The sequence below is a fragment of the Stenotrophomonas sp. MYb238 genome (genome assembly GCF_009496535.1).
In the GTDB taxonomy this organism is placed as follows: domain Bacteria; phylum Pseudomonadota; class Gammaproteobacteria; order Xanthomonadales; family Xanthomonadaceae; genus Stenotrophomonas.
In genome coordinates this window covers 13,937-36,275 of the sequence record NZ_WIDL01000031.1, presented here as the reverse complement: position 1 = coordinate 36,275, position 22,339 = coordinate 13,937, and the positions used below count along the sequence as shown (strand labels likewise).

The 22,339-nt window shown below is 69.5% G+C and carries 21 protein-coding genes; 10 read left to right on the top strand and 11 right to left on the bottom strand.

Annotation, left to right across the window (positions count from 1 at the left end; translation table 11 throughout):
- Both CQ393_RS18110 and CQ393_RS16565 read left to right on the top strand, forming a co-directional pair.
- Positions 1-1,276 (top strand): hypothetical protein (locus tag CQ393_RS18110; RefSeq protein ID WP_194269702.1); only part of this gene is annotated, 1,276 nt, incomplete at its 5' end.
- A 93-nt stretch (positions 1,277-1,369) separates the two neighbouring features.
- The gene (locus CQ393_RS16565) at positions 1,370-2,398 is read left to right on the top strand and encodes a DUF1176 domain-containing protein (RefSeq protein ID WP_153193162.1); all 1,029 of its coding nucleotides are present in this window, start codon (positions 1,370-1,372) and stop codon (positions 2,396-2,398) included.
- Positions 2,399-2,425: 27 nt separating this feature from the next.
- Here CQ393_RS16565 and CQ393_RS16560 read toward each other — a convergent pair whose 3' ends face one another.
- A complete protein-coding gene (locus tag CQ393_RS16560) occupies positions 2,426-3,304 on the bottom strand; it encodes a LytTR family DNA-binding domain-containing protein (RefSeq protein ID WP_153193160.1) in 879 nt (292 codons plus the stop codon).
- A gap of 151 nt (positions 3,305-3,455) precedes the next feature.
- Between CQ393_RS16560 and CQ393_RS16555 the strand changes: the two genes are divergently transcribed.
- Positions 3,456-4,637 (top strand): acyltransferase family protein, encoded by a 1,182-nt coding sequence (locus CQ393_RS16555; RefSeq protein ID WP_153193158.1) that lies wholly within the window; start codon positions 3,456-3,458, stop codon positions 4,635-4,637.
- A gap of 51 nt (positions 4,638-4,688) precedes the next feature.
- Positions 4,689-4,874 carry a hypothetical protein gene (locus tag CQ393_RS16550; RefSeq protein WP_153193156.1) on the top strand — a complete coding sequence of 62 codons (186 nt, stop codon included), beginning with the start codon at positions 4,689-4,691 and terminating at the stop codon, positions 4,872-4,874.
- A 142-nt stretch (positions 4,875-5,016) separates the two neighbouring features.
- Here CQ393_RS16550 and recJ read toward each other — a convergent pair whose 3' ends face one another.
- The 10 genes from recJ to CQ393_RS16500 all read right to left on the bottom strand — a co-directional run bounded on the left by recJ (position 5,017) and on the right by CQ393_RS16500 (position 16,809).
- On the bottom strand, positions 5,017-6,744 hold the full coding sequence (gene recJ / locus CQ393_RS16545; RefSeq protein WP_153193154.1) for a single-stranded-DNA-specific exonuclease RecJ: 1,728 nt from the start codon (positions 6,742-6,744) through the stop codon (positions 5,017-5,019).
- Complete coding sequence (locus tag CQ393_RS16540) at positions 6,737-7,681, bottom strand: phosphoglycerate mutase (RefSeq protein ID WP_153193152.1); 945 nt, start codon at positions 7,679-7,681, stop codon at positions 6,737-6,739. The genes recJ and CQ393_RS16540 overlap by 8 nt, the downstream gene beginning before the upstream one ends.
- A gap of 379 nt (positions 7,682-8,060) precedes the next feature.
- Positions 8,061-8,537, bottom strand: coding sequence for a transcription elongation factor GreA (gene greA / locus CQ393_RS16535; protein ID WP_153193150.1), 477 nt, complete (start codon positions 8,535-8,537; stop codon positions 8,061-8,063).
- The gene (gene carB / locus CQ393_RS16530) at positions 8,534-11,776 is read right to left on the bottom strand and encodes a carbamoyl-phosphate synthase large subunit (RefSeq protein ID WP_153193148.1); all 3,243 of its coding nucleotides are present in this window, start codon (positions 11,774-11,776) and stop codon (positions 8,534-8,536) included. Before carB ends, greA begins: the two co-directional genes overlap by 4 nt.
- 1 nt (position 11,777) lies before the next feature.
- Entirely contained in the window at positions 11,778-12,902 is a 1,125-nt protein-coding gene (gene carA, locus CQ393_RS16525) for a glutamine-hydrolyzing carbamoyl-phosphate synthase small subunit (RefSeq protein ID WP_343200014.1), read from the bottom strand.
- A 207-nt stretch (positions 12,903-13,109) separates the two neighbouring features.
- Positions 13,110-13,838: a 4-hydroxy-tetrahydrodipicolinate reductase gene (gene dapB / locus CQ393_RS16520; protein WP_153193146.1), complete on the bottom strand. Its 729-nt coding sequence runs from the start codon at positions 13,836-13,838 to the stop codon at positions 13,110-13,112.
- 50 nt (positions 13,839-13,888) lie between these two features.
- Positions 13,889-14,389: a hypothetical protein gene (locus tag CQ393_RS16515; protein ID WP_153193144.1), complete on the bottom strand. Its 501-nt coding sequence runs from the start codon at positions 14,387-14,389 to the stop codon at positions 13,889-13,891.
- 61 nt (positions 14,390-14,450) lie between these two features.
- Positions 14,451-14,705, bottom strand: coding sequence for a DUF6587 family protein (locus CQ393_RS16510; protein ID WP_153193143.1), 255 nt, complete (start codon positions 14,703-14,705; stop codon positions 14,451-14,453).
- Positions 14,705-16,567, bottom strand: a complete 1,863-nt coding sequence (feoB, locus tag CQ393_RS16505) for a ferrous iron transport protein B (RefSeq protein WP_153193141.1) — start codon at positions 16,565-16,567, stop codon at positions 14,705-14,707. The genes CQ393_RS16510 and feoB overlap by 1 nt, the downstream gene beginning before the upstream one ends.
- A complete protein-coding gene (locus CQ393_RS16500; protein WP_343200013.1) occupies positions 16,564-16,809 on the bottom strand; it encodes a FeoA family protein in 246 nt (81 codons plus the stop codon). Before CQ393_RS16500 ends, feoB begins: the two co-directional genes overlap by 4 nt.
- Before the next feature lie 365 nt (positions 16,810-17,174).
- On the opposite strand from CQ393_RS16500, the gene CQ393_RS16495 reads away from it, so the two are divergent.
- The 6 genes from CQ393_RS16495 to CQ393_RS16470 all read left to right on the top strand — a co-directional run.
- Positions 17,175-18,401, top strand: a complete 1,227-nt coding sequence (locus CQ393_RS16495; protein WP_343200012.1) for a serine hydrolase domain-containing protein — start codon at positions 17,175-17,177, stop codon at positions 18,399-18,401.
- 117 nt (positions 18,402-18,518) lie between these two features.
- Entirely contained in the window at positions 18,519-19,592 is a 1,074-nt protein-coding gene (locus CQ393_RS16490) for a serine hydrolase domain-containing protein (protein WP_153193137.1), read from the top strand.
- Positions 19,593-19,722: 130 nt separating this feature from the next.
- Entirely contained in the window at positions 19,723-20,166 is a 444-nt protein-coding gene (locus CQ393_RS16485; RefSeq protein ID WP_228114635.1) for a GNAT family N-acetyltransferase, read from the top strand.
- Between the two features lie 63 nt (positions 20,167-20,229).
- Positions 20,230-21,072 carry an enoyl-CoA hydratase-related protein gene (locus CQ393_RS16480; protein ID WP_153193134.1) on the top strand — a complete coding sequence of 281 codons (843 nt, stop codon included), beginning with the start codon at positions 20,230-20,232 and terminating at the stop codon, positions 21,070-21,072.
- Positions 21,069-21,962: a hydroxymethylglutaryl-CoA lyase gene (locus tag CQ393_RS16475; RefSeq protein WP_153193132.1), complete on the top strand. Its 894-nt coding sequence runs from the start codon at positions 21,069-21,071 to the stop codon at positions 21,960-21,962. The genes CQ393_RS16480 and CQ393_RS16475 overlap by 4 nt, the downstream gene beginning before the upstream one ends.
- A gap of 26 nt (positions 21,963-21,988) precedes the next feature.
- The coding region (locus CQ393_RS16470) for a DUF4189 domain-containing protein (RefSeq protein WP_194269701.1) at positions 21,989-22,339 on the top strand (351 nt) is incomplete at its 3' end.

Genomic DNA, 22,339 nt, shown 5'->3' with positions numbered 1-22,339 from the left:
CGCCCCCGCCGCCCGCCCGCTGACCAGCAATGGCGAGGTGTCGGGCGAAATCACCTCCGCGACCGCGCTGAACTACAGCGACGGCAGCCGCAGCCAGCTGTTCAGCCTGCAACTGGCCGCCGGCCAGGCGGTGTCGCTGAAGCTGGACGGCCCGCTCAACGGCACGCTGGCGGTCTTCCACCGCGACATGCTGGTCGGCCGCACCGAGTGCGGCTGCGAGAACGGCGCCCAGCTCAGCGTGCGCGCCGACAAGGCCGGCCAGTACCTGGTCGCCGTCAGCGGCGCCGATCCGCGCGCCTTCGGCCCGTTCCAGCTGAGCGCGACGCCCATCGTCGCCTACGACGGCAAGCCGCTGGCCGCCGGCCAGCGCATCACCGACTGGCTGGTCGACGAACGCCAGACCTACACCCTGCAGGTCGACAAGCCCGGCCTGTACACCCTCAACCTGGAATCGGACGCGTTCGACGCCCACCTGGAACTGGCCGGCAACGGCATCAGCCTGGAGGACGACGACGGCGGCAACGGCACTAACGCACGCTTGGTCGCGCCGCTGCAGCCGGGAAGCTACACGCTCACCGCCGCGGCGTTCTCGCGCAGCGGCGGCGCGTTCTACCTGGGCGTGGAACAGGCCGACTTCCCGGAAGGACTGGTATTCGAGGACGGCAGCGCGCTGCCGCTGGAAGGCCTGGCCAGCGGCTTCGTCGGCGCCGACGGGACCCGCAGCTTCGTATTCTCGCTGCCGGAGCGCCGCCGCGTGCAGTTCGACGCCAGCAGCCGCGACATCGACCCGGTGCTGAGCCTGCAGGGCGCGGACATCGCGCTCAGCGACGACGATGGCGGCGGCGGGGTCAACGCGCGCCTGTCGCAGGTGCTGGACCCGGGCGAGTACAACGTCTCGGTGCGGTCGGTGAACGGCCGCGGCGGCATCTTCCAGATCGCCACCGGCACCGCGCCGGCGCCGGACGGCCCGACCCGCCCGGTGCTGGCGATCGGCCGCGAGGTGGCCGGCCAGCTCAGCCCCGGGCTGCGCAACCTGTACACGCTCGACATCCCGCGCAAGGGCCGCTATGTGATCGCCATGACCGGCAGCAACGGCCTGGACGGCATGGTCACCCTGATGCGCGACGGCCAGGAAGTCGCCTCGCAGGACGACAGCGACACCAGCCTGGACCCGCTGCTGGAAGTCGAACTGGACGCCGGCCGCTACGTGCTGATGGCGCACAGCTTCGACCCGTCCGCGACCGGCGCCTACCGGTTGCTGGTCCGCCGCCGGTAAGCGCCGCGGCAGGCACGGAAAGCCGGCTGGCGACAGCCGGCTTTCCTCGAACCAGGAGAGGCCGCCGCAACGGCGGCCATTGCGAGGAGCACCATGGCGTCGGCCCGTTTCCTGTTCTGCGCGGCGCTCCTGGCCGCTCCCGCATGGGCGCAGCCCCGTCCGGGCATGGATTTCTCCCACCACGACTGGCAGCTGGTCTGCGACAACACCCGCACCTGCCGCGCCGCCGGTTATGCGCCGGACGATGGCCAGGACGGCGCCACCGTGCTGCTGACCCGCGCCGCCGGCCCCATGCAGCCCGTGACCGGCGAACTGCAGGTGGGCGGCGACGAACCGGCATCGGCCGATGACCTGCACCTGCTGATCGACGACCGCGACCTCGGCGCCCTGGCCGGTTCCGATACACAGGGCCGCCATCCGCTCTCCGCCCGACACCTGGCCGCACTGCTGGCGGCGCTGGTCCGCGACAGCGACATCCAGGTGGCCGACCGCACTGGCAGGCGCTGGGCCCTGTCCGACCAGGGCGCGGCGGCGGTGCTGCTGAAGATGGATGAGTACCAGGGCCGGCTGCAGACGCCGGGCGCGCTGGTCCGCAAGGGCGCAAGGGCCGAGACCTCGGTCCTTGCGGCGCTGCCGCTGCCGGTGGTGGTGGCCGCGACGGTATTGCCGACGCGCGCGGACGATGCCGCGCTGGGGCAGTCGGCCACGCTGCGGGCGGCGCTGCGGGCGACCCTGGATACGGACCCGGGCGAGTGCGACCGCTTCGACACGAGCGCCGACCAGCCGCTGCAGGTCGAACGGCTGGACGCGCACCGGCTGCTTGTCGCGGCACCCTGCTGGATGGGCGCCTACAACAGCGGCGACGCCTACTGGGTCGTCAACGACCGGCCGCCGTTCGCCCCCCGCCTGGTGACCTACGACGGCACCGGCCATGACGCCGGGCAGATCATCGCCAGCCAGAAAGGCCGCGGCATCGGCGACTGCTGGGGATACTCGAGCTGGCACTGGAACGGCGAGGGCTTCGTGCCAACCTCCAGCTACCAGACCGGCCTGTGCCGCGGCGAACCCGGCGGCTTCTGGGAGCTGCCGCGCCTGGTCACCGATCTGCGCGGCGGCGGCTGAGCCGCAACCGCCCACCGCTTCGTCCCTCTACTCGACGCCGCCGCGCGCGCGCAGTCCGGCCCGGTAGCGGCGGCTGCACGGCAGGACCGTGCCGTCGCGCAGGTGCACGCGCGCATCGCCGCTGTCCAGCGGCTCGATCGAGGCGACCTGGCCCAGGTTGACGATGTAGCTGCGGTGGATGCGCACGAAGCCGTCCGGGTCCAGCCTGGCCTCGATCCCGGCGATGGTGCTGCGCAACGGGTAGTCGTGGCCGCGCACCCGCAGGTTGACGTAGTTGCCGGCGGCCTGCAGCCATTCGATGTCGTCGGCGGCGACCAGGAACTCGCGGCCGAGCTTGCGCACCAGGAAACGCTCGGGGCGTTCCACCGGTTCGAGCGCCGGTCCCTCGTCCGGCTCCGACAGCAGGCTGGCCTCGCCCTGCCAGCGCCGCAGCAGCGCCCGGTAGGCCTCCATGGTCAGCACGATGTAAGCGAAGCTGCGCACGTCCTTCAGGTATTCGTAGAGCAGTTCGCGCGGCCATGGGCCGAAGTCGTAGTCCATGCCCATGCCGGCGTAGACGAGCTTGCGCAGCGCGACCATGCCCAGCACATGCACCCCACATACCACCAGGCTGGCGCCGAGATAGCGCAGCAGCTGGACGGACCACCCGCCCCAGCGGAAGGGATGGCGGCGGGTGAACCACGCCATCGCCGGCAGGATCAACCCCAGCCACAGGATGGCGCTGCTGGCTTCCCACAGCATCGGCTCCCAGGCATGGACGCCGGCACCGCGCCGGCGCATTTCCATCAGCACGACGAGGGTGTTGGCGATGCAGTTGCCGCCGATCGTGACCAGCCAGAAGCCGTATTCGACCCAGCGCCTCCACGGCAGATAGCGTTCGTACGGCATCGGTTCGGTATCGCGCATCGGCCGCATTCTAGCCGGCCGGTGCCTTCTCGCCGTCCCTCCCCGCCCGCCACTGGTCCCTTTGTGCCCACCGGCCGTCCCTTGGTGCTGGCCGGCGACGCCCGCCGCGGCAAGGCTGGCCGCCCTATCAACGCGATGGAATGGGACCACGATGCAACGCCGCCACGACCTGGACCTGGTCCGCGTCTTCGCCTTCTGCCTGCTGGTGCTCTACCACGTGGGCATGTACTACGTGAGCTGGGACTGGCACGTAAAAAGCCCGTGGGCCAGCACCGCCCTGGAACCGTTCATGCTGCTGACGAGTCCTTGGCGCATGTCGTTGCTGTTCGTGATTTCCGGTGTCGCCACCGCCTTCCTGCTGCGGCGGGCAGAACATTCGGCCCCGCCACGCTTCCTCGGCCCGCGCACCTGGCGCCTGCTGCCACCCCTGCTGTTCGGCATGTACGTGATCGTGCCACCGCAGCTGTACCTGGAATTGGCCGGAAAGGTGCCGGGGGGCTACCACGCCGGCTATGCCGGCTTCATGGCCACCTACCTGCGCGGCGGCGATTTCTACTGCGCGGCTCCGCACCAGTGCCTGGACGGGCCCACCTGGAACCACCTGTGGTTCCTCGCCTACCTGTGGGCGTACACGGTGGTGCTGTGGCTGCTGCTGAAAGCCGCGCCAACCCGGATGCAGGCGGCCGGTGCCTGGCTCGGGCGCCGGATGACGGGCATCGGCGCACTGTTATGGCCGGTGCTGTGGCTGGCGCTGGCGCGGCTGCTGCTGGTGGCGCGGTTCGAATCGACGCACGACCTGGTAGACGACTGGTACAACCACGCGCAATACCTGCCGATGTTCCTGCTGGGCTATTTCCTGGCGTTTTCCGGCGGCTTCTGGGAATCCCTGCAACGCCGGCGCTGGGTGGCGCTGGCCGCGGCCACATTCGGTTACGCCGCCCTGGTCGGCGTCTGGTATTGCGCCGGCTACGATGACCAGAACCCACCGCCGGAGACGCTGCGCCTGGCCCTGCGCGTGGCCTGGGCCGTGGACCAGTGGTGCGCCATCGCCGCCCTGTTCGGGTTCGCCTACCACTTCCGCCATGCCGACAGCGCCGTATTGCGCTACCTGACCGCGGCGGTATTCCCGGTCTATGTCCTGCACCAGACAGTAATCGTGGTGCTGGCGTGGAACCTGCGGCCGGCGGCACTGCCGCCCGCACTGGAAGGCCCGCTGCTGGTCGTGGCGACCTTCGCGCTGTGTCTTGCCGGATACGAAGCGATACGCCGCATCGGCTGGTTGCGGCCACTGTTCGGCCTGCCGCCGATCCCCGCCCGCACGGGAGAACGGTGACGCAGACGTAGCGCCGCCCCTGCTCCGCCAACGCTTGGCGAGGTGGATTCCATGTGCCTGGAGAAGGCGCCGGCGCTTCGGCGGACTGTTCGTTGCCAGCACGCGCCTGACGCTCCCTATCTGGACGAGAACATGCAGGCGCTGAAACGCCGGCTGGATGCGCCGCTGAACGGCTCTCGCAATGCGTGGCGCTTCGACCTCCCCGCCATGCTGCACCCGCACGGAACAGACGATTGATGTTTTCCCGGAAATTCACCGCCCTCGCAGCGACGCAAGCCCCGCTCCATGACTGCCGCGCCCGCTCCAGGTAGCGGGCAGCTCGTTGCTCTGCGGCGCTTCCCGCCCGAACCGGGAAAGCCGCCGCCGGACAAGCCCGGCGCTACGCGGGAGCCTGGTACTCGACGATCAGCTGGACCGCCCCACCGCCGCGGTAATCGTCGCCGACCAGGCGGTAGGCCAGGTGCACGTGGCGGCCCGGATCGTTGCCGGTCCAGCCGCCGAAGTGGATGGCATTGAGCGGCGCGTCCCTGCCCGGCAGGCGTAGTTCCAGTTTCAGATGGCGCTCTTTCAGCACGCGCCACTTCACGACCTCGAAATGGCCGTCGAACAGGGGCTCGGGAAAGCCCTGCCCCCAAGGGCCGGCCAGGCGCAGCGCCTCGGCGTGGCGGAAATCCAGTTCGGCGGCGGACAGCTCGCCGTCGCTGAGCAGGTGCTGCTGCAACAGCGCCGGATCCAGCGCCGCCAGCACCTGCCGTTCGAACGCGTCGCGGAAGGCGTCCAGGCGCTCCTGCGGCAGGCTCAGGCCGGCGGCCATGGCATGGCCGCCAAAACGCTCGATCAGGCCGGGATGCCGCGCATCCACCGCGGCCAGCGCATCGCGGATGTGGAAACCGGGAATCGAGCGCGCCGAACCGCGCAGCGCCTGCGCGCCCGGCTCGGCCGGGGCGAAGGCGATCACCGGTCGATGCAGGCGGTCCTTCATCTTCGAAGCCACCAGCCCGACCACGCCCGGGTGCCACTGCGCGTCGAACAGGCAGGCCGCGACCGGGCGCTGGCGGTCGTCGGCCAGCAGGGCGCGCGCCACCGCCATCTCGGCATCGTCGGTCATCGACTGCTGCACCGCGCGCCGCTCGGCGTTGATCTCCTCCAGCAGCGCGGCGATCTCGCGCGCCTGCGCGGCGTCCTCGGTGAGCAGCAGCTCGATGCCCAGGGCCATGTCCTCCAGGCGCCCGGCGGCGTTCAGGCGCGGCCCCAGCGCGAAACCGATGTCGCTGGCGGTCAGCCGCCGCGCGTCGCGGCCGCTGGCCTCGATCAGCGTCCGCAGGCCCACGCAGCCCTGGCCTGCGCGCAGCCGGCGCAGGCCCGCGGCAACCAGCGCGCGGTTGTTGGCGTCCAGCACGACCAGGTCGGCGACGGTGCCCACCGCCACCAGGTCCAGCAGCGGCGTCAGGTCCGGCTCCCCGCCGTCGGCGAACGCGCCGGCCTCGCGCAGGTGCCGGCGCAGCGCCATCAGCACGTAGAAGATCACCCCGACCCCGGCCAGCGCCTTGCTCGGGAACGCGTCGCCGTCCAGGTTCGGATCGACGATGGCGTCGGCGGCCGGCAGGCGTTCGCCGGGCAGGTGGTGGTCGGTCACCAGCACCTGCCAGCCCAGCGCCTTGGCCGCGGCCACGCCGGCGTGGCAGGCGATGCCGTGGTCCACCGTCACCAGCAGGTCCGGCTGCAGCGCGGCCAGTTCGGCCACCAGCGACGGTGACAGGCCATAGCCGTGCACCATGCGGTTGGGCACCGCGTGCACCACGTCGCGCGCGCCCAGCAGGCGCAGCCCGCGCACGCCGACCGCGCAGGCGGTGGCGCCATCGCAATCGAAGTCGCCGACGATCAGGATGCGGCGGCCGCCGGCGATCGCCGCGGCCAGCAGCTGCACCGCGGCCTGCATGCCGCCGAGCAGGTCCGGCGCGTGCAGCTGCGCCAGCTTCGGCTGCGCCTGCTGCGGCGAGTGCACGCCGCGCGCGGCGTAGATGCGGCGCAGCAGCGGCAGCGTGCCCTCGTCCCACTGTCCGCCCTCGACGGCGTCGCGGCGGACGATCTTCAGCGTTTCACTCATCGTGCAGCGCCGCCAGCGGCTTCTTCCAGAAACGCCAGCGCTGGCCGCGATGGATGCGGTAAGCCGCGCCGTCCTCGAAATCGAGCAGCAGCTCGCGCAGTTCGCCGCGGCCGATGGCCTCGAGCAGCGGCGCGATGGCGTCGCGGGCGAGCTGGTCCAGCGAACGCAGCTGGCGCAGGTCCACCAGCGCATCGACGGCCCGGCTGTCATCGGGGCCCGGGCCATCGACGCGCACGCCGGCCATCGTCGCCAGCCCCTGTAGCAGCGCGTCGCGGCTGCGCACCTGCGCATGCCCGGTGCGCACCGACTGCGGCAGCCGGCCGGCGCCCCAGAACCACAGCGAATTGACTGCACGCAGACCCTGCGCGACGCGCTGTTCGTTCCACGGGTGCTGGTGCAGCGCCACCTGCGCCTCGGTCAGCAGGGCACGCCAGCGGCGGCCGTTGTCGCCTTCGGGCAGGTGTTCGAACAGGTCGTCGCCCAGCGCCCTGTCCGGCGCGGTGAACGCCGGCAGCGGCGTGTCGTCGGGCAGGCGCAGGTACCAGCGCGACGGCGTCGGCGCATCGAGCTGGAAACCGAAGCCGGCGAACAGCGGCTGCAGCGCGGGCAGCAGCGCGGCCACGTCGGCCGGCTCCAGCCGCAGCGTCTCGGCCGAGGCCATCAGCCGCGCGCCCTGCATGTCCGGCTGCACGTTGGCCGGGTCGGCGCGCAGCCACAGGCTGCCGGCGGCATCGCCGGCATCGGCCTGGCGGGTCAGCGCGGCGGCCGACCACGCCTCGGGCTGCACCTGGAAGTGCCGGCGCAGCTGCGCCGCCTCGCCGGCCTGGCCCTGGCTGCGGTCGGCGCGGCCGAGCGCGGTAGCCACCTGCGCCGGCAGCGTGCCGCCCGGGAAGCGGCTGCGGGCGGGAAGCAGCAGGGTGGCTTTGGCGTGGGTCATGGCTGGCTCCATTGATCCTTCTGCGGGAGACAGCCTGACAGGATTGCCAAGCTGCGCGGCGAAGCCGCCCGAAGGGGGCGGCACAGGGATGTGCCGCATGCAGGTATCCCGCAGGGCGGACGAGGGTCAGGGCGAAGCCGCACCGCAAGCAACCACCGGTCGCGGCAACGATGAACGCGCCACACGTCCGGGGGAAACAATCAGGATGCCGCTGCCGGGGCAAGGGCAAGCATGTTGCCCGGTGCTTCGCCCTGCCCCTCACCCAACCCCCGCTTCGCGCCCCAGCCCTTGCGCTGGCGCAAGGGCGTTCGCGGGGCAGCGAACCGGCGGTTCGCGAGCTGCCCCTCCCACCCCGGAGGGAGAGGGCATGGTCACTGCATCAATCCAGGTACTCGACGCTGACGATCTCGTACTCGCGCTGGCCGGCCGGGGCGGCGATGGCGACGGTGTCGCCCTCGTTCTTGCCGATCAGCGCACGCGCCACCGGCGAGGAAATGGCGATCAGGCCCAGCTTGATGTCCGCTTCCAGGTCGCCGACGATCTGGTAGCGCTTCTCTTCGTCGCTCTCCACGTCGGCCAGCGTCACCGTCGCGCCGAACACCACCTTGCTGCCGGCGTTGAGCTTGCTGATGTCGATGATCTCGGCATGCGACAGCTCGCCTTCCAGCTGCTTGATGCGGCCTTCGATGAAGCCCTGCTCCTCACGCGCGGCGTGGTACTCGGCGTTCTCCTTCAGGTCGCCGTGCTCGCGCGCCTCGGCGATCGCGGCGATCACCTTCGGGCGCTTGTCCGACTTCAGGTGGTCCAGCTCGTCGCGCAGGCGCTGCGCGCCCTTCAGGGTGATGGGGGCTCTCATGCGTTCAACTCCTTGTGCAGTTCCTGCAGCGACCAGACCGGGCCGGTGCCGCGGAATTCAAGCGATTGCACCAGCGCCTTGGCGCCGGCCACCGTGGTCGAATAGGTGACGCGATGCTGCAGCGCCTCGCGGCGGATCGAGAACGAATCGTTGATCGCGGCACGGCCTTCGGTCGTGTTGACGATGTAGACGATCTCGCCGTTCTTGATGCTGTCCACGATGTGCGGGCGGCCCTCGACCACCTTGTTGACCACTTCGCAGGCGATGCCCTGCTGCTGCAGCCACGCGGCGGTGCCGCGGGTGGCGACCACCGAGTAGCCGCGCTCGACCAGGCCCTGCACCGCCGGCAGCACGCGCGGCTTGTCGGCGTCGCGCACCGAGATGAAGGCCTTGCCCGGCGGCGGGGTCTTGATGCCGCCGGCCTCCTGCGCGCGCGCGAAGGCGGCGCTGAAGCTGCGGCCCACGCCCATCACCTCGCCGGTGGAGCGCATCTCCGGCCCGAGGATCGGGTCCACGCCCTGGAACTTGGCGAACGGGAAGATCGCCTCCTTCACCGAGTAGTAGTCCGGCACGATCTCCTCGGTCGCGCCCTGCTCGGCCAGGCTCATGCCGGCCATGCAGCGGGCGGCGATCTTGGCCAGCGCCACGCCGGTGGCCTTGGACACGAACGGCACGGTGCGCGAGGCGCGCGGGTTCACTTCCAGCAGGTAGATCACGTCGTTGCCGTCGGCGTCGGTCTGGATCGCGAACTGGGTGTTCATCAGGCCAATCACGTTCAGCGCCTTGGCCAGCTCGCGCACCTGGCGGCGCAGTTCGTCCTGCGTGGCCGCCGACAGCGAATACGGCGGCAGCGAGCAGGACGAATCGCCCGAGTGCACGCCGGCCTCCTCGATGTGCTCCATCACCCCGCCGATCAGGACGTTGCCGTCGCGGTCGCAGATGATGTCCACGTCCGCTTCCACCGCCGCGTCGAGGAAGTGGTCCAGCAGCACCGGCGAATCGTTGGACACCTTGACCGCATCGCGCACGTAGCGGGCCAGGTCGGATTCGCCGTACACGATCTCCATCGCGCGGCCGCCGAGCACGTAGCTCGGGCGCACCACCAGCGGATAGCCGATCTCGCGCGCCAGCGCCAGCGCCTCGTCGGCGGTGCGCGCGGTGCGGTTCGGCGGCTGCTTCAGGCCCAGGTCCTGCACCAGCTTCTGGAAGCGCTCGCGGTCCTCGGCCAGGTCGATGGAGTCCGGCGAGGTGCCGATCACCGGCACGCCGTTGGCTTCCAGCGCACGGGCGAGCTTGAGCGGGGTCTGGCCGCCGTACTGCACGATCACGCCCTTGGGCTGCTCCAGCTCGACGATCTCCAGCACGTCTTCCAGCGTCAGCGGCTCGAAGTACAGGCGGTCGGAGGTGTCGTAGTCGGTGGAGACCGTCTCCGGGTTGCAGTTGACCATGATGGTTTCATAGCCGTCCTCGCGCAGGGCGAGCGCGGCATGCACGCAGCAGTAGTCGAACTCGATGCCCTGGCCGATGCGGTTGGGACCGCCGCCGAGGATCATGATCTTGTCGCGGTCGCTCGGGTTGGCCTCGCACTCGTCCTCGTAGGTCGAGTACAGGTAGGCGGTGCTGGTGGCGAACTCGGCCGCGCACGAGTCCACGCGCTTGTAGACCGGGCGCACCTTGTGCGCGCGGCGCAGGGCGCGGATCGCCGCCTCGTTGGTGCCGGTCAGCTGCGCCAGGCGCGCGTCGGAGAAACCGGCGCGCTTGAGCGCGCGCAGGCGCCTGCCGTCCAGCGCGTCGATGCCGTCGGCTTGCACCTGCTTCTCGTCGGCGATGATGTCCTCGATCTGGTCCAGGAACCACGGGTCGATCCAGGACAGGCCGTAGACATCGTCCACGCTCATGCCGGCGCGGAAGGCGTCGCCGACGTAGAACAGGCGCTCCGGGCCGGGGGCCTTCAGCTCGCGCTTGAGCGTGGTGATGTCGTCTTCGCTGGACAGGTCCAGCCCGGTCGGGTCCAGTCCGATCTTGCCGGTCTCCAGCCCGCGCAGCGCCTTCTGCAGCGATTCCTTGAAGGTGCGGCCCATGGCCATCACCTCGCCCACCGACTTCATCTGCGTGGTCAGGCGCGCGTCGGCGGCCGGGAACTTCTCGAAGGCGAAGCGCGGAATCTTGGTGACGACGTAATCGATCGACGGCTCGAACGAGGCCGGGGTCAGGCCGCCGGTGATCTCGTTCTTCAGTTCGTCCAGCGTGTAGCCGACGGCCAGCTTGGCCGCGACCTTGGCGATCGGGAAGCCGGTGGCCTTGGAGGCCAGCGCCGAGGAGCGCGACACGCGCGGGTTCATCTCGATCACCACCACGCGGCCGGTGGTCGGGCTGATGCCGAACTGCACGTTGGAGCCGCCGGTGTCCACGCCGATCTTGCGCAGCACGGCGATGGAGGCATCGCGCAGGCGCTGGTATTCCTTGTCGGTCAGGGTCTGCGCCGGGGCCACGGTGATCGAGTCGCCGGTATGCACGCCCATCGGGTCGAGGTTCTCGATCGAGCAGACGATGATGCAGTTGTCGGCGGTGTCGCGCACCACCTCCATCTCGAATTCCTTCCAGCCCAGCACCGATTCTTCCACCAGCACCTCGGTGGTCGGCGACAGTTCCAGGCCGCGGTTGACGATCTCGATCAGCTCTTCGCGGTTGTAGGCGATGCCGCCGCCGCTGCCGCCCAGGGTGAAGGATGGGCGGATGATGGTCGGGTAGCCGACGCGGGTCTGGATCTCCAGCGCTTCTTCCAGCGTGTGGGCGACGGCCGCCTTCGGGCATTCCAGGCCGATCTCCTGCATCGCCACGCGGAACAGCTCGCGGTCCTCGGCCATGCGGATGGCCTCGCGCTTGGCGCCGATCAGCTCGACGCCGTACTTCTCCAGCACGCCGTTGTCGGCCAGGTCCAGCGCGCAGTTCAGCGCGGTCTGACCGCCCATGGTCGGCAGCAGCGCGTCCGGGCGCTCCTTGGCGATGATCTTCTCCACCGTCTGCCAGTTGATCGGCTCGATGTAGACCGCGTCGGCCATCTCCGGGTCGGTCATGATCGTGGCCGGGTTGGAGTTGACCAGCACCACGCGGTAACCCTCGTCGCGCAGCGCCTTGCACGCCTGCGCGCCGGAGTAGTCGAACTCGCAGGCCTGGCCGATGACGATCGGGCCGGCGCCGATGATGAGGATGGTCTTGAGATCGTTGCGCTTTGGCATGTCAGTTCTTCTCCATCAACGCGACGAACCGGTCGAACAGCGGCGCGACATCGTGGGGGCCGGGGGAGGCTTCGGGGTGACCCTGGAAGCTGAAGGCAGGTACATCGGTACGCTCGATGCCCTGGATGGTCTGGTCGAACAGCGAGCGGTGGGTGACGCGCACGTTGGCCGGCAGCGTGGCCTCGTCGATGGCGAAACCGTGGTTCTGCGATGTGATCATCACCCGGCCGCTGTCGAGGTCCTGCACCGGGTGGTTGGCGCCGTGGTGGCCGTGGCCCATCTTCATCGTATTGGCGCCCGAGGCCAGGCCCAGCAGCTGGTGGCCCAGGCAGATGCCGAAGGTCGGGATCTTCTTCTCGATGAAGGTCCTGATCGCGGCGATGGCGTAGTCGCACGGTTCCGGGTCGCCCGGGCCGTTGGACAGGAACACGCCGTCCGGGTTCATCGCCAGCACCTCCGCGGCCGGGGTCTGCGCCGGCACCACGGTGAGGTCGCAGCCGCGCTCGGCGAGCATGCGCAGGATGTTGGTTTTCACACCATAGTCGTAAGCCACGACCTTGAACTTCGGTTCGGCCTGTACGAACTGGTTGTTGTCCAGATCGAGCTGGCCTTCGCGCCACGGATAGGGCTTGTCGGTGCTGACCACCTTGGCCAGGTCCATGCCCTTGAGCCCGGGGAACTTGCGCGCCGCTTCCAGCGCCTTGTCCACGTCGATGTCGGGGCCGGCCATCAGCGCACCGTTCTGGGCGCCGCGCTCGCGCAGGATGCGGGTCAGCTTGCGGGTGTCGATGCCGGCGATGGCGACCACGCCGCGCTGGATCAGCCAGTCCTGCAGCGGCAGCTGGTTGCGCCAGCTGCTCGGGCGGCGCGGCACGTCGCGCACGATCAGGCCGGCGGCCCAGACCTGCGATGCCTCGTTGTCCTGCTCGTTGGTGCCGGTGTTGCCGATGTGCGGGTAGGTGAGGGTGATCATCTGCCGCGCGTAGGACGGGTCGGTCAGCATTTCCTGGTAACCGGTCATGGCGGTGTTGAACACCACCTCACCCACGGACAGGCCGGGCGCGCCTGCGGATTCGCCCTCGAATACGGTGCCGTCTTCGAGCACGAGGATTGCGGCTTGGGTCACGGGAATCTCACTTTGGCTACCGAGGGGGCTCCGAAGCCACGCCTGCGCTCACGGCAAAAACCGGTTGCAAAAAAGCGCGGACGGCGGTGTTAAACCGGTCCGGCTGACGTGATTCGGCGAGCGGGAATTGTAAAGGCATGGGTGCCACCGGCGCCAGCGCCGCGTGTGCGCCGGCCCCGCCCTGCCCGGCCGGTGCAGTCCCCCCGTTCAGCCCGCGGCGGCCGCCACCAGGTCGCGCACGGAATAGCGGCCCGGCGCCCGTCCCCGCAATTGCCGGGCCACATGCAGGGCGCCGCGGGCGAAGATGTCGCGGCTGGTCGCGCGGTGGACCAGCTCCACCCGCTCGCCCAGCCCGGCGAACTGGACCAGATGCTCGCCGATGATGTCGCCGGCGCGCAGGCTGGCGTAGCGCGGCTCGGCGCCGCCATGGCGGGCGGCCTCGCCCAGGGTCAGGGCGGTGCCCGAGGGCGCATCCTTCTTGTGCACGTGGTGGGATTCGACGATGTCGCAGTCCCAGCCCGGCAGGCTGGCGGCAGCGCGCTCGACCAGCTCGGCCAGGACCGCCACGCCGAGGCTGAAGTTGGTCGCCCAGGTCAACGGGATCCGCTGCGCGGCGGCCGCCAGCGCGGCCTGCTGCGCGGCATCGATGCCGGTGGTGCCGGAAACGAACGCCGCATCGCGCGCCAGGCACAGGTCCAGTACCGGGTCGAAGCCTTCGGGCAGGCTGAAATCGATGGCCACGTCGAACGGCGGCGCGCCGGACAGCTCGCTGGCGGCGAAATGCGGCACGCCATCGATCACCCGCTGCGCCGGCGCCCTGCGCACCACCGCGGCGACCACCTGCAGCGAAGGATCTTCCGCCGCCAGCCGCAGCAGGGCCTGGCCCATGCGACCGGAAGCACCGTGGATCAGCAAGCGTGTGGGAGTCTGGTTCATGGCCGGCAAACTACCGCCTTGGAATGCGAACAGACAAGCCTGGGCCGCATTCAGCCGCCGCGGCCGGCGTGGACCACGGCGACGCTGCGCGTGGCCCGCACCCGCCAGCGCCGGCGTTCGACCGTGTCGCGGCTGCGCGAAACCAGGCGTACGCCGGGCATGTCCAGCAGCGCGCTGGTCTCGACCCTGGCCGAACGGCCGTCGTCGGCGATGCGGATGCTCTTGATCGTCTGCTCGTAGCGCATCGGCGCATGGCCGCCCAGGGCCTCCTGCACCCGGCGCAGCATCGCCATGCTGCGCGCCGTGTCCTGGCAGTACTCCTGCTTGCCGAGCATGCTTTCCTGGCTGGAGGACTCGGACTTCATCACCAGCGACTGCTGGTAGTCCTCGGCGAGCATCCCGCACAGGAGCTCGTCGTCGAAGGCAAGCGTGGCCTGCTCGACACCGCGGTAGTACTCGCGGACCTGTTTTTCGTCCAGCGAATTGCCGCCCCACTGGTAGACCCCGCCGGCCACGGCCAGCAGCACCAGCACTCCCACGAGAAATTTCATCAAGGCATCCTTGGCTTCAGTCCATTGAATGCCGGGTCCAGCCCGGCGGCGGGCGATGCTCTCAGTGCTGCTTGGGCGGCGTCGGCCCGCAGCCATCGCAGCCGCCGCAGGCGCCGTCGCCGCCGGTTGCGGGCGGCGCCAGCCGGCGCCCCAGCGCCTGCAGCCGCGGCGAGCGCTGCGGCTTCAGCAGCCACAGCGCCAGCGCGCCGCGCAGCCGCCGCACGGTGCCGGGGAACTGCTTCTTCAGCACCACCCACGCGCTGGCCAGCACGGCCAGGGCGATGATCGCGTACTGCAGCAGCAGGCCCCGGTCCATCAGCCCGCCCCCAGCGCCACGGCGACCTGGTAGGTCACCAGCGACGCCAGCCAGGCCGCCGCGAACAGGTAGACCGTGGCGAACGTCATCTGCTTCCACGAGTTGGTCTCGCGCTTGATCGTGGCCAGGGTGGAGATGCACATCGGCGCGTAGATGTACCAGACCAGCAGCGACAGCGCCGTGGCCAGCGACCAGCCATCGCTGATCAGCGGGGTCAGCGCCTGCGCGGCGGCATCGTCGTCGGCCGCCGACAGCGCGTACACCGTGGCCAGCGAGGCCACCGCCACTTCGCGCGCGGCCAGGCCCGGGATCAGCGCGATGCAGATCTGCCAGTTGAAGCCCAGCGGCGCGAAGAACACCGCCATCGCATGGCCGATGCGGCCGGCGAAGCTGTAGTCGATGGCCGGCAGGGTGGCGTCGGCCGGCGCGGCCGGGAACGACAGCAGGAACCACAGCAGGATGGTCAGCGCCAGGATGATGCCGCCCACGCGCTTGAGGAAGATCATGCCGCGCTCGTACAGGCCCACGGCCAGGTCGCGCGCATGCGGCAGGCGGTAGGACGGCAGTTCCAGCAGCAGCGGGTGCTCGCCCTTGTCGCGGCGGAACTTCTTCATCGTCCACGACATGGCCAGCGCGCTGAGGATGCCGGCCGCGTACAGGCCGAACAGCACCAGCCCCTGCTGGTTGAACACGCCCCAGACGGTCTTCTGCGGGATGAACGCGCCGATCAGCAGGGCGTACACCGGCAGCCGCGCCGAACAGGTCATCAGCGGCGCGACCAGGATCGTCGCCAGCCGGTCGCGCGGGTCCTGGATGCTGCGCGTGGACATGATGCCCGGCACCGCGCAGGCGAAGCTGGACAGCAGCGGGATGAACGAACGCCCGGACAGGCCGGCCGCGGCCATCATCCGGTCCAGCAGGAACGCCGCGCGCGGCAGGTAGCCGGATTCCTCGAGCGCGAGGATGAAGAAGAACAGGATCAGGATCTGCGGCAGGAACACCACCACGCCGCCGACGCCGGCGATGATGCCGTCGGTGAGCAGGCTGGCCAGCGGCCCTTCCGGCAGGTGTTCGCCGACCACCTCGCCGAGCCAGCCGAAGCCGGCCTCGATGCCGTCCATCAGCGGCGTGGCCCAGGCGTAGACCGCCTGGAAGATCAGGAACATCACCACCGCCAGCGTCAGCAGCCCGAACACCGGGTGCAGCAGCCAGCGGTCCAGCGCGTCGTCGATCTTCGCCGTGCGCGTGGGCATGCGCACCGCGCCGGCGAGGATGTCGCGGACCTGGGCGTGGTGGTCGGCAGCCGCCACGACCTGCGGCGGCGCCATCGTCGCCAGCTGCGGCATCATCGCGTCGATGCGCGCCACCAGCTCGCTGGCGCCGTTGCGGCGCACCGCCACGGTTTCCACCACCGGCACGCCCAGCGCCTGTTCCAGCGCCGCCACGTCGATCTCGATGCCGCGCCGGCGCGCGGCGTCGACCATGTTCAGCGCCACGATCATCGGCTTGCCCAGCTCGCGCACTTCCAGCGCGAAGCGCAGGTGCAGGCGCAGGTTGGTGGCGTCGACCACGCACACCAGCGCGTCGGGCGCGGCTTCGCCGGGATAGAAGCCGCGGCACAGGTCGCGGGTGATGGCCTCGTCCAGGCTGGCCGGCTGCAGGCTGTAGGCGCCGGGCAGGTCCAGCACCGCGTACTCGCGCCCGGACGGCGCGCGCATGCGCCCTTCCTTGCGCTCCACGGTCACGCCGGCGTAGTTGGCCACCTTCTGCCGGCTGCCGGTGAGCTGGTTGAACAGCGCGGTCTTGCCGCAGTTCGGGTTGCCCACCAGGGCCAACCGCGACACGGTCGTCGTTGCGTTCATGCCGCCACCTCCGTCGTGATCCGGATGCGGGCGGCCTCGCTGCGCCGGAGCGCGAAACGGGTGAAGCCGACCTGCACCAGCAGCGGTTCGCCGCCCACCGGCCCGCGCGCGACCACACGCACGTCCTCGCCGTTGACGAACCCCAGCTCCCTCAACCGCCGGGCGATCGCATCATTGGCATGCAGGTCCTGCACCGCCTCCACCTGCGCGGGTGCATGCAGCGGCAAATCTGACAACGTCACTGAACGGCGCCTCTGGATGAGTGGATAAGAATGGTTATCAATTCTAGCATCGCCGCGCCGCGACTTGCTGCCTTGGGTGCTCCGCCACGATCCGGACGCCCGGGCAAGCATGGAATCCGCTGGCCTCCGGAACGCTGAGCGGACAACCCCTCGGCCGAACCAGGCCGGATTCCCGTTACTGCCAAGCGCTCCATGCGTATGGCCTCCCCCAGCCCGACGGATCGCGCGGCACCGCCGGGCAAGCCCAACCCACTGGAAATGTCCACGGCCAAATTCCGGCGCCGTTTTCGGCGGCCATGGCCACAGCCTCGGACAAACACAATCGCGGGAGCGGGCGCAGGCGTGGGATTCGGCGATCGGCTATCGTGAGCGCCCTTTCCGCCCTCCCCTTCAAGCGCCGACGCATGCAAGCGATTTCGATGATTGTCCGGAACAGGCCGTGGCTCCACTGCTTGGCCTTGTCCGCCGCACTCCTGGCCGCGGGCTGCGCGAGGAAGCATGGGCCGGCGAAAGACCTGGGGGCGGACATCGATGAGGTCGCTGCGACGCTGATCGAGCAGCCGCTGCTGCACTCGACCTCGATCGGAGTCGTCTATCGCGGCAAGCAGTTCATCCGTCACCGCGGCGACATGGAAACCGGGAAGCCCGGCCCTCCGACCGATGCGACCCTGTATGAGATCGGTTCGCTGAGCAAGACCCTGGCCGGAACCCTGATGGCCAATGCCGTGCTGGAGCACAGGGTGGGCCTGGACGACGATGTCCGCATGTACCTGCACGGGGACTACCCGAACCTGCAATACAAGGGCGATCCCATCCGCGTCCGTCACCTGCTGTCGCATACCAGCGGCCTGCCGAACATGTTGCCGGACCGCGCGAACACGGTGCTCGCCGACTTCACCGATCAGCGCACGCCCGGCGAACTCAATGCCATCTACGCCGGCTACGGCAAGGCCGATTTCTTCAGGGACCTGCACGCCGTCGAGATCGGCCAGGCGCCCGGAAAGGACTACGCCTATTCCAGCACCGGAACCGAACTGGTCGCGCATATCCTGGAGACGGTCTACAAGAGCGACTACGAGTCGCTGCTGCGCGGATTCTTCCACGATTCCGCGGCGATGCCCGGCCTCAGGATCAGGCTGGACGACGCCGAGGCGGCCCGGCTTGCGGTCGGCTACCACAGCGACAACCCGGTACCGACCACGCCGATGCCGCAGCTGCCCTGGGGCGCTTCCGGAAACGTGAAGGCGACCGTCCCGGAAATGATGAAATACCTTGAATTCCAGCTGGCCGGCGGGCCCGTCGCGACGGAGTCGCACCGTCCCCTCGTCGAATTCGATCCGGAATTTGGCATCGGCTATTTCTGGAACATCGTCAGCGGCGACCGCTTGAAGGGCGTCTACTACGCCCATCATGGCGGCGTGCCCCGCTCGCAGTGCTACATCTACATCATGCCCAAGTACGATCTGGGCATATTCGTCATCACCAACCAGAGCGGCGACCAGACCGCACGCGCCATGGAAGCGGCGATCGATACGCTGGTCGAGAGAATCGCCGCGCGGGAGGATGCCGAAGGACCGGGGGGGTCCCGGTAGCCTGGGCAGGCCGTGGCCTCTTCGATGTCCTTGGCCCTTGCGCGCAAGGCAAACATGCCGCAGGCATGGGCAATCACGCCGCGCAAGCCGTTGAAGAACTGAATCCAAGCGAGCGACATGAAGAGATTGGCTGCCCTGTTGTTGTTTCTTCCGGCGTTCGCGCTTGCGCATGCGGCGCAGCCGGCCCCTGTATCGCCGCACGGGGTGCACGAGGAAAGGCTGGACGACTTCCTCCGCCAGGTGGAAGACGACAATGGCGGCATCGGCAGCCTGTCCGTTTTCAAGGGCGGTCGCGAGGTCTATGGCCGGAGCTTCGGGCAGAAGAACCTCCCTGGCGTGGTCCATGACCAGAACAGCAAGTACCAGATCGCGTCCGTGACCAAAATGGTGACGGCCATCCTGGCGTTCAAGCTGATCGAGGATGGGCGGCTGAGCCTGAACGACAGGCTGTCCGACTTTTATCCGGACATGCCGTCATCGCGGAAGATCACCATCGGGAACCTGCTGGCGCATTCCAGCGGCCTGGGAAATTTCGCGATAAGGAACGGCTCGGTCTGGGTCGTCGACGAGGTGAGCCAGGAAGAGATCCTGGAGGAAATCAGGAGACAGGGCGTCGCCTTCGCGCCCGGCGAACGCGTTGCCTACTCAAATTCCGCGTATTTCCTGCTGAGGATGATCCTCGAGCAGAAATACGGGCGCCCCTACCACGAGATCGTCGCCCGGGAAATCGCGGAACCGCTTGGCCTGGGAAACTTCGCTTCGGCAGGGGCCCATCCGGCCAATACCTTCAGGTCCTATGCCTTCGCGGGACAGTGGAGAGAGATCAAGGACATCGCCTATTCCAACGTGATCGGCGTTGGCGACATCGCAAGCACCACCGCGGATCTGAACGTGCTGATCACCGGCCTGTTCGAGTACAGGATCCTGCGCAGGGAAACCCTGGAGCAGATGATGCCGGCCGTGGGCAGCGGCTGGGGAAAGGGGCTGGCGGAGTTCACGTACGGGAAGCATCGTTTTCTCGGCCATGGCGGCGACGTGCTCGGCTCGCATTCGCGCGTCATCTACAACCCGGCCGATGAAGTGGCCATCGCGTACTCGACCAATGGCGAGCGCATTGCGACCAATGCGTTTCTGGAAGCCGTCGTGGGCATTGTCTATGGCGACGACGTCGCTTTTCCGGAAATAAAGTAACCATTGCCTTTACCGTGCCTCACCGCGCGGCTTGCCAGCCGCGTTGTGGACGTGCGCTGTTGGCCGGCGACAGCCGGCAAGGCGGCACGGACCTGGCACGCAGGCTAGTATCCAGACGATTCGGTGGAACATGGTGACCGGCAGGAAGAAAGCGACCAACCACGAGGCCATGCTGGTGCAGGCGGCCCCTGCGGACGTCGATCGCCTCTGCGAATCGCTCCAGGCGTACAACCGGCCGTTTACGGAAGGACACCCTGAGGCTGCGATCCGCATCGTCGCCCGAACTGCGGAAGGTGCGCTGTTGGGCGGCATTCTGGCGGACGTGGCGCTGGGTTGGCTGGAGATCCATGTGCTGTGGGTCGAACCCGACCAGAGGGCGACCGGACTGGGAGCGGCATTGCTGGCGGAATGCGAACGCAGGGCGAGCGCCCGGGGTGCACACTCTGCCCGCCTGGATACGTTCGGCTGGCAGGCCGAAGGGTTCTACGCCGGCCAGGGCTATGCATGTTTTGGCCGTCTGAACGACTATCCGGCAGGCCATGAACGGATATTCATGCGCAAGAGGCTGGCCTGACCTTCCGCCGCCCGAGCGTCTCTTTAAAATCCGAAAAATCCAGATCAGGCAAGCGAGTGATGTATGGAAGATAAAAACGATTCGACCGCCGGCAGGGCGCCGGAACCGGCGAGCGATGCGCTGCTCGTCCGCCACGACCAGGCCGTGGCGACGCTCCACCTGAACCGTCCCGGGCTGCACAACGCGTTCGACGCCGGGCTGATCGCCACCCTCACCACCACGCTGGAAGCGCTCGGCGCCGACCCGGCGGTGCGCGCGGTGGTCCTGGCCGGGCACGGCCCCTCGTTCTCGGCCGGCGCCGACCTGCAGTGGATGCGCGCCATGGCCGGCGCCTCGCAGGAAGAGAACCGCCAGGACGCGCTGGCGCTGGCGCGGCTGATGCGCACCCTGGACGAACTGCCCAAGCCGACCATTGCCCGCGTGCACGGCGCCAGTTTCGGCGGCGGCGTCGGCCTGGTGGCCTGCTGCGACATCGCCATCGCCGCCGACGGCGCACGCTTCGGCCTGACCGAGAGCCGCTTGGGCCTGCTGCCGGCGGTGATCTCGCCCTATGTCATCGCCGCCATCGGCCCGCGCCAGGCGCGGCGCTGGTTCGCCACCGGCGAGCACTTCGACGCCGCCACCGCGCTGCGCATCGGCCTGGTGCACGAGGTGGTCGCCGCCGACGCGCTGGACGCCGCGGTGCAGGCGCAACTGGACCTCATCGGCAAGGCCGGCCCGGTCGCCGCGGCCTCGGCCAAGGTGCTGGTACGCCAGGTGCAGGCCGCCGCCGGCGACCGCGATGCGCTCGACCGTGCCAATGCCGGGCTGATCGCCGCGCTGCGCGCCTCGGACGAGGGCCGCGAGGGCCTGTCCGCCTTCCTCGAGAAGCGCGCGCCGCGCTGGGTCGCGGGGGAACCGCGATGAGCGACTTCGTCCGCATCGTCGAGGTCGGCCCGCGCGACGGCCTGCAGAACGAGAAGCAGCAGGTCGCCACCGCCGACAAGATCGCGCTGATCGACCGCCTCTCGGCCACCGGCCTGCGCACCATCGAGGCCACCAGCTTCGTCAGCCCGAAGTGGGTGCCGCAGCTGGCCGACGCCGCCGAGGTCATGGCCGGCATCCAGCGCCGCCCCGGCATCGCCTACCCGGTGCTGGTCCCCAACGAACAGGGCTACGCACGGGCGCTGGCCGCCGGCGCGCGGGAAGTGGCGGTATTCACCGCCGCTTCCGAGCAGTTCAACCGCACCAACACCAACGCCGGCATCGACGAATCGCTGCAGCGCTTCGCGCCGGTACTGGAACGCGCGCGCGCCGATGGCATCCCGGTGCGCGGCTACGTCTCCACCGTGCTCGGCTGTCCCTACCAGGGCGAGGTGCCGCTGGCCGACGTGGTGCGCGTGGCCCGCGCGCTGCACGCCATGGGCTGCCACGAGATCTCGCTGGGCGACACCATCGGCGTCGGCACGCCGCTGAAGGCGCGCGCGATGCTGCGGGCGGTGGCCGCGGAGGTGCCGATGGCGGCGCTGGCGGTGCACTTCCACGACACCTACGGGCAGGCGCTGGCCAACATCGCCGCCTGCCTGGAGGATGGCGTGCGCGTGGTCGACTCGGCCGTCGGCGGCACCGGCGGCTGTCCCTACGCACGCGGCGCCAGCGGCAACGTCGCCAGCGAGGACGTGGTCTACATGCTGCACGGCATGGGCCTGGACACCGGCATCGACCTGCCGGCGCTGGCCGACACCGGACGCTGGCTGTCCGGCCTGCTCGGCCGCGCCAACGGCAGCAAGGCCGGCAAGGCCATGGCTCCCCACTGATCGACTCACCGAAAGGATTCTCCCGCATGATCCGCACCGCTCTCGTTATCGCCGCCCTGCTCCCGGCAGGCAACGTCCTGGCCGCTTCGGCGGTGGCCTTCTCCGACGCCGGCGCCTACGGCTTCGCCTACAACCATCCCTCCGCCAGCCTCGCCCTGCAGGCCGCCATGGGCCACTGCGCGCGCCGTTCGGCCAACTGCACCGAAGTGGCCAGCACGTCGGCCGAGGCCGGGTATTCGGCCATCGCCAGCGGCAGCGCCGCTTTCGGCCATGCGCTGGGCGAAAGCGACGAACGCGCCGCGATCGACAAGGCCCTGGCCATGTGCCGGCGCACGGCCGACGACTGCCGGCTCGAGTTCCTGTGGCGGGAAAGGCCG

Excerpts from the sequence above, each read along its gene's own strand:
- CQ393_RS16565 (WP_153193162.1), top strand. The coding sequence starts at position 1,370 with ATGGCGTCGGCCCGTTTCCTGTTCTGCGCGGCGCTCCTGGCCGCTCCC.
- CQ393_RS16560 (WP_153193160.1), bottom strand. The coding sequence starts at position 3,304 with ATGCGCGATACCGAACCGATGCCGTACGAACGCTATCTGCCGTGGAGG.
- CQ393_RS16555 (WP_153193158.1), top strand. The coding sequence starts at position 3,456 with ATGCAACGCCGCCACGACCTGGACCTGGTCCGCGTCTTCGCCTTCTGC.
- CQ393_RS16550 (WP_153193156.1), top strand. The coding sequence starts at position 4,689 with ATGTGCCTGGAGAAGGCGCCGGCGCTTCGGCGGACTGTTCGTTGCCAG.
- recJ (WP_153193154.1), bottom strand. The coding sequence starts at position 6,744 with ATGAGTGAAACGCTGAAGATCGTCCGCCGCGACGCCGTCGAGGGCGGA.
- CQ393_RS16540 (WP_153193152.1), bottom strand. The coding sequence starts at position 7,681 with ATGACCCACGCCAAAGCCACCCTGCTGCTTCCCGCCCGCAGCCGCTTC.
- greA (WP_153193150.1), bottom strand. The coding sequence starts at position 8,537 with ATGAGAGCCCCCATCACCCTGAAGGGCGCGCAGCGCCTGCGCGACGAG.
- carB (WP_153193148.1), bottom strand. The coding sequence starts at position 11,776 with ATGCCAAAGCGCAACGATCTCAAGACCATCCTCATCATCGGCGCCGGC.
- dapB (WP_153193146.1), bottom strand. The coding sequence starts at position 13,838 with ATGAACCAGACTCCCACACGCTTGCTGATCCACGGTGCTTCCGGTCGC.
- CQ393_RS16515 (WP_153193144.1), bottom strand. The coding sequence starts at position 14,389 with ATGAAATTTCTCGTGGGAGTGCTGGTGCTGCTGGCCGTGGCCGGCGGG.
- CQ393_RS16510 (WP_153193143.1), bottom strand. The coding sequence starts at position 14,705 with ATGGACCGGGGCCTGCTGCTGCAGTACGCGATCATCGCCCTGGCCGTG.
- feoB (WP_153193141.1), bottom strand. The coding sequence starts at position 16,567 with ATGAACGCAACGACGACCGTGTCGCGGTTGGCCCTGGTGGGCAACCCG.
- CQ393_RS16490 (WP_153193137.1), top strand. The coding sequence starts at position 18,519 with ATGAAGAGATTGGCTGCCCTGTTGTTGTTTCTTCCGGCGTTCGCGCTT.
- CQ393_RS16485 (WP_228114635.1), top strand. The coding sequence starts at position 19,723 with ATGGTGACCGGCAGGAAGAAAGCGACCAACCACGAGGCCATGCTGGTG.
- CQ393_RS16480 (WP_153193134.1), top strand. The coding sequence starts at position 20,230 with ATGGAAGATAAAAACGATTCGACCGCCGGCAGGGCGCCGGAACCGGCG.
- CQ393_RS16475 (WP_153193132.1), top strand. The coding sequence starts at position 21,069 with ATGAGCGACTTCGTCCGCATCGTCGAGGTCGGCCCGCGCGACGGCCTG.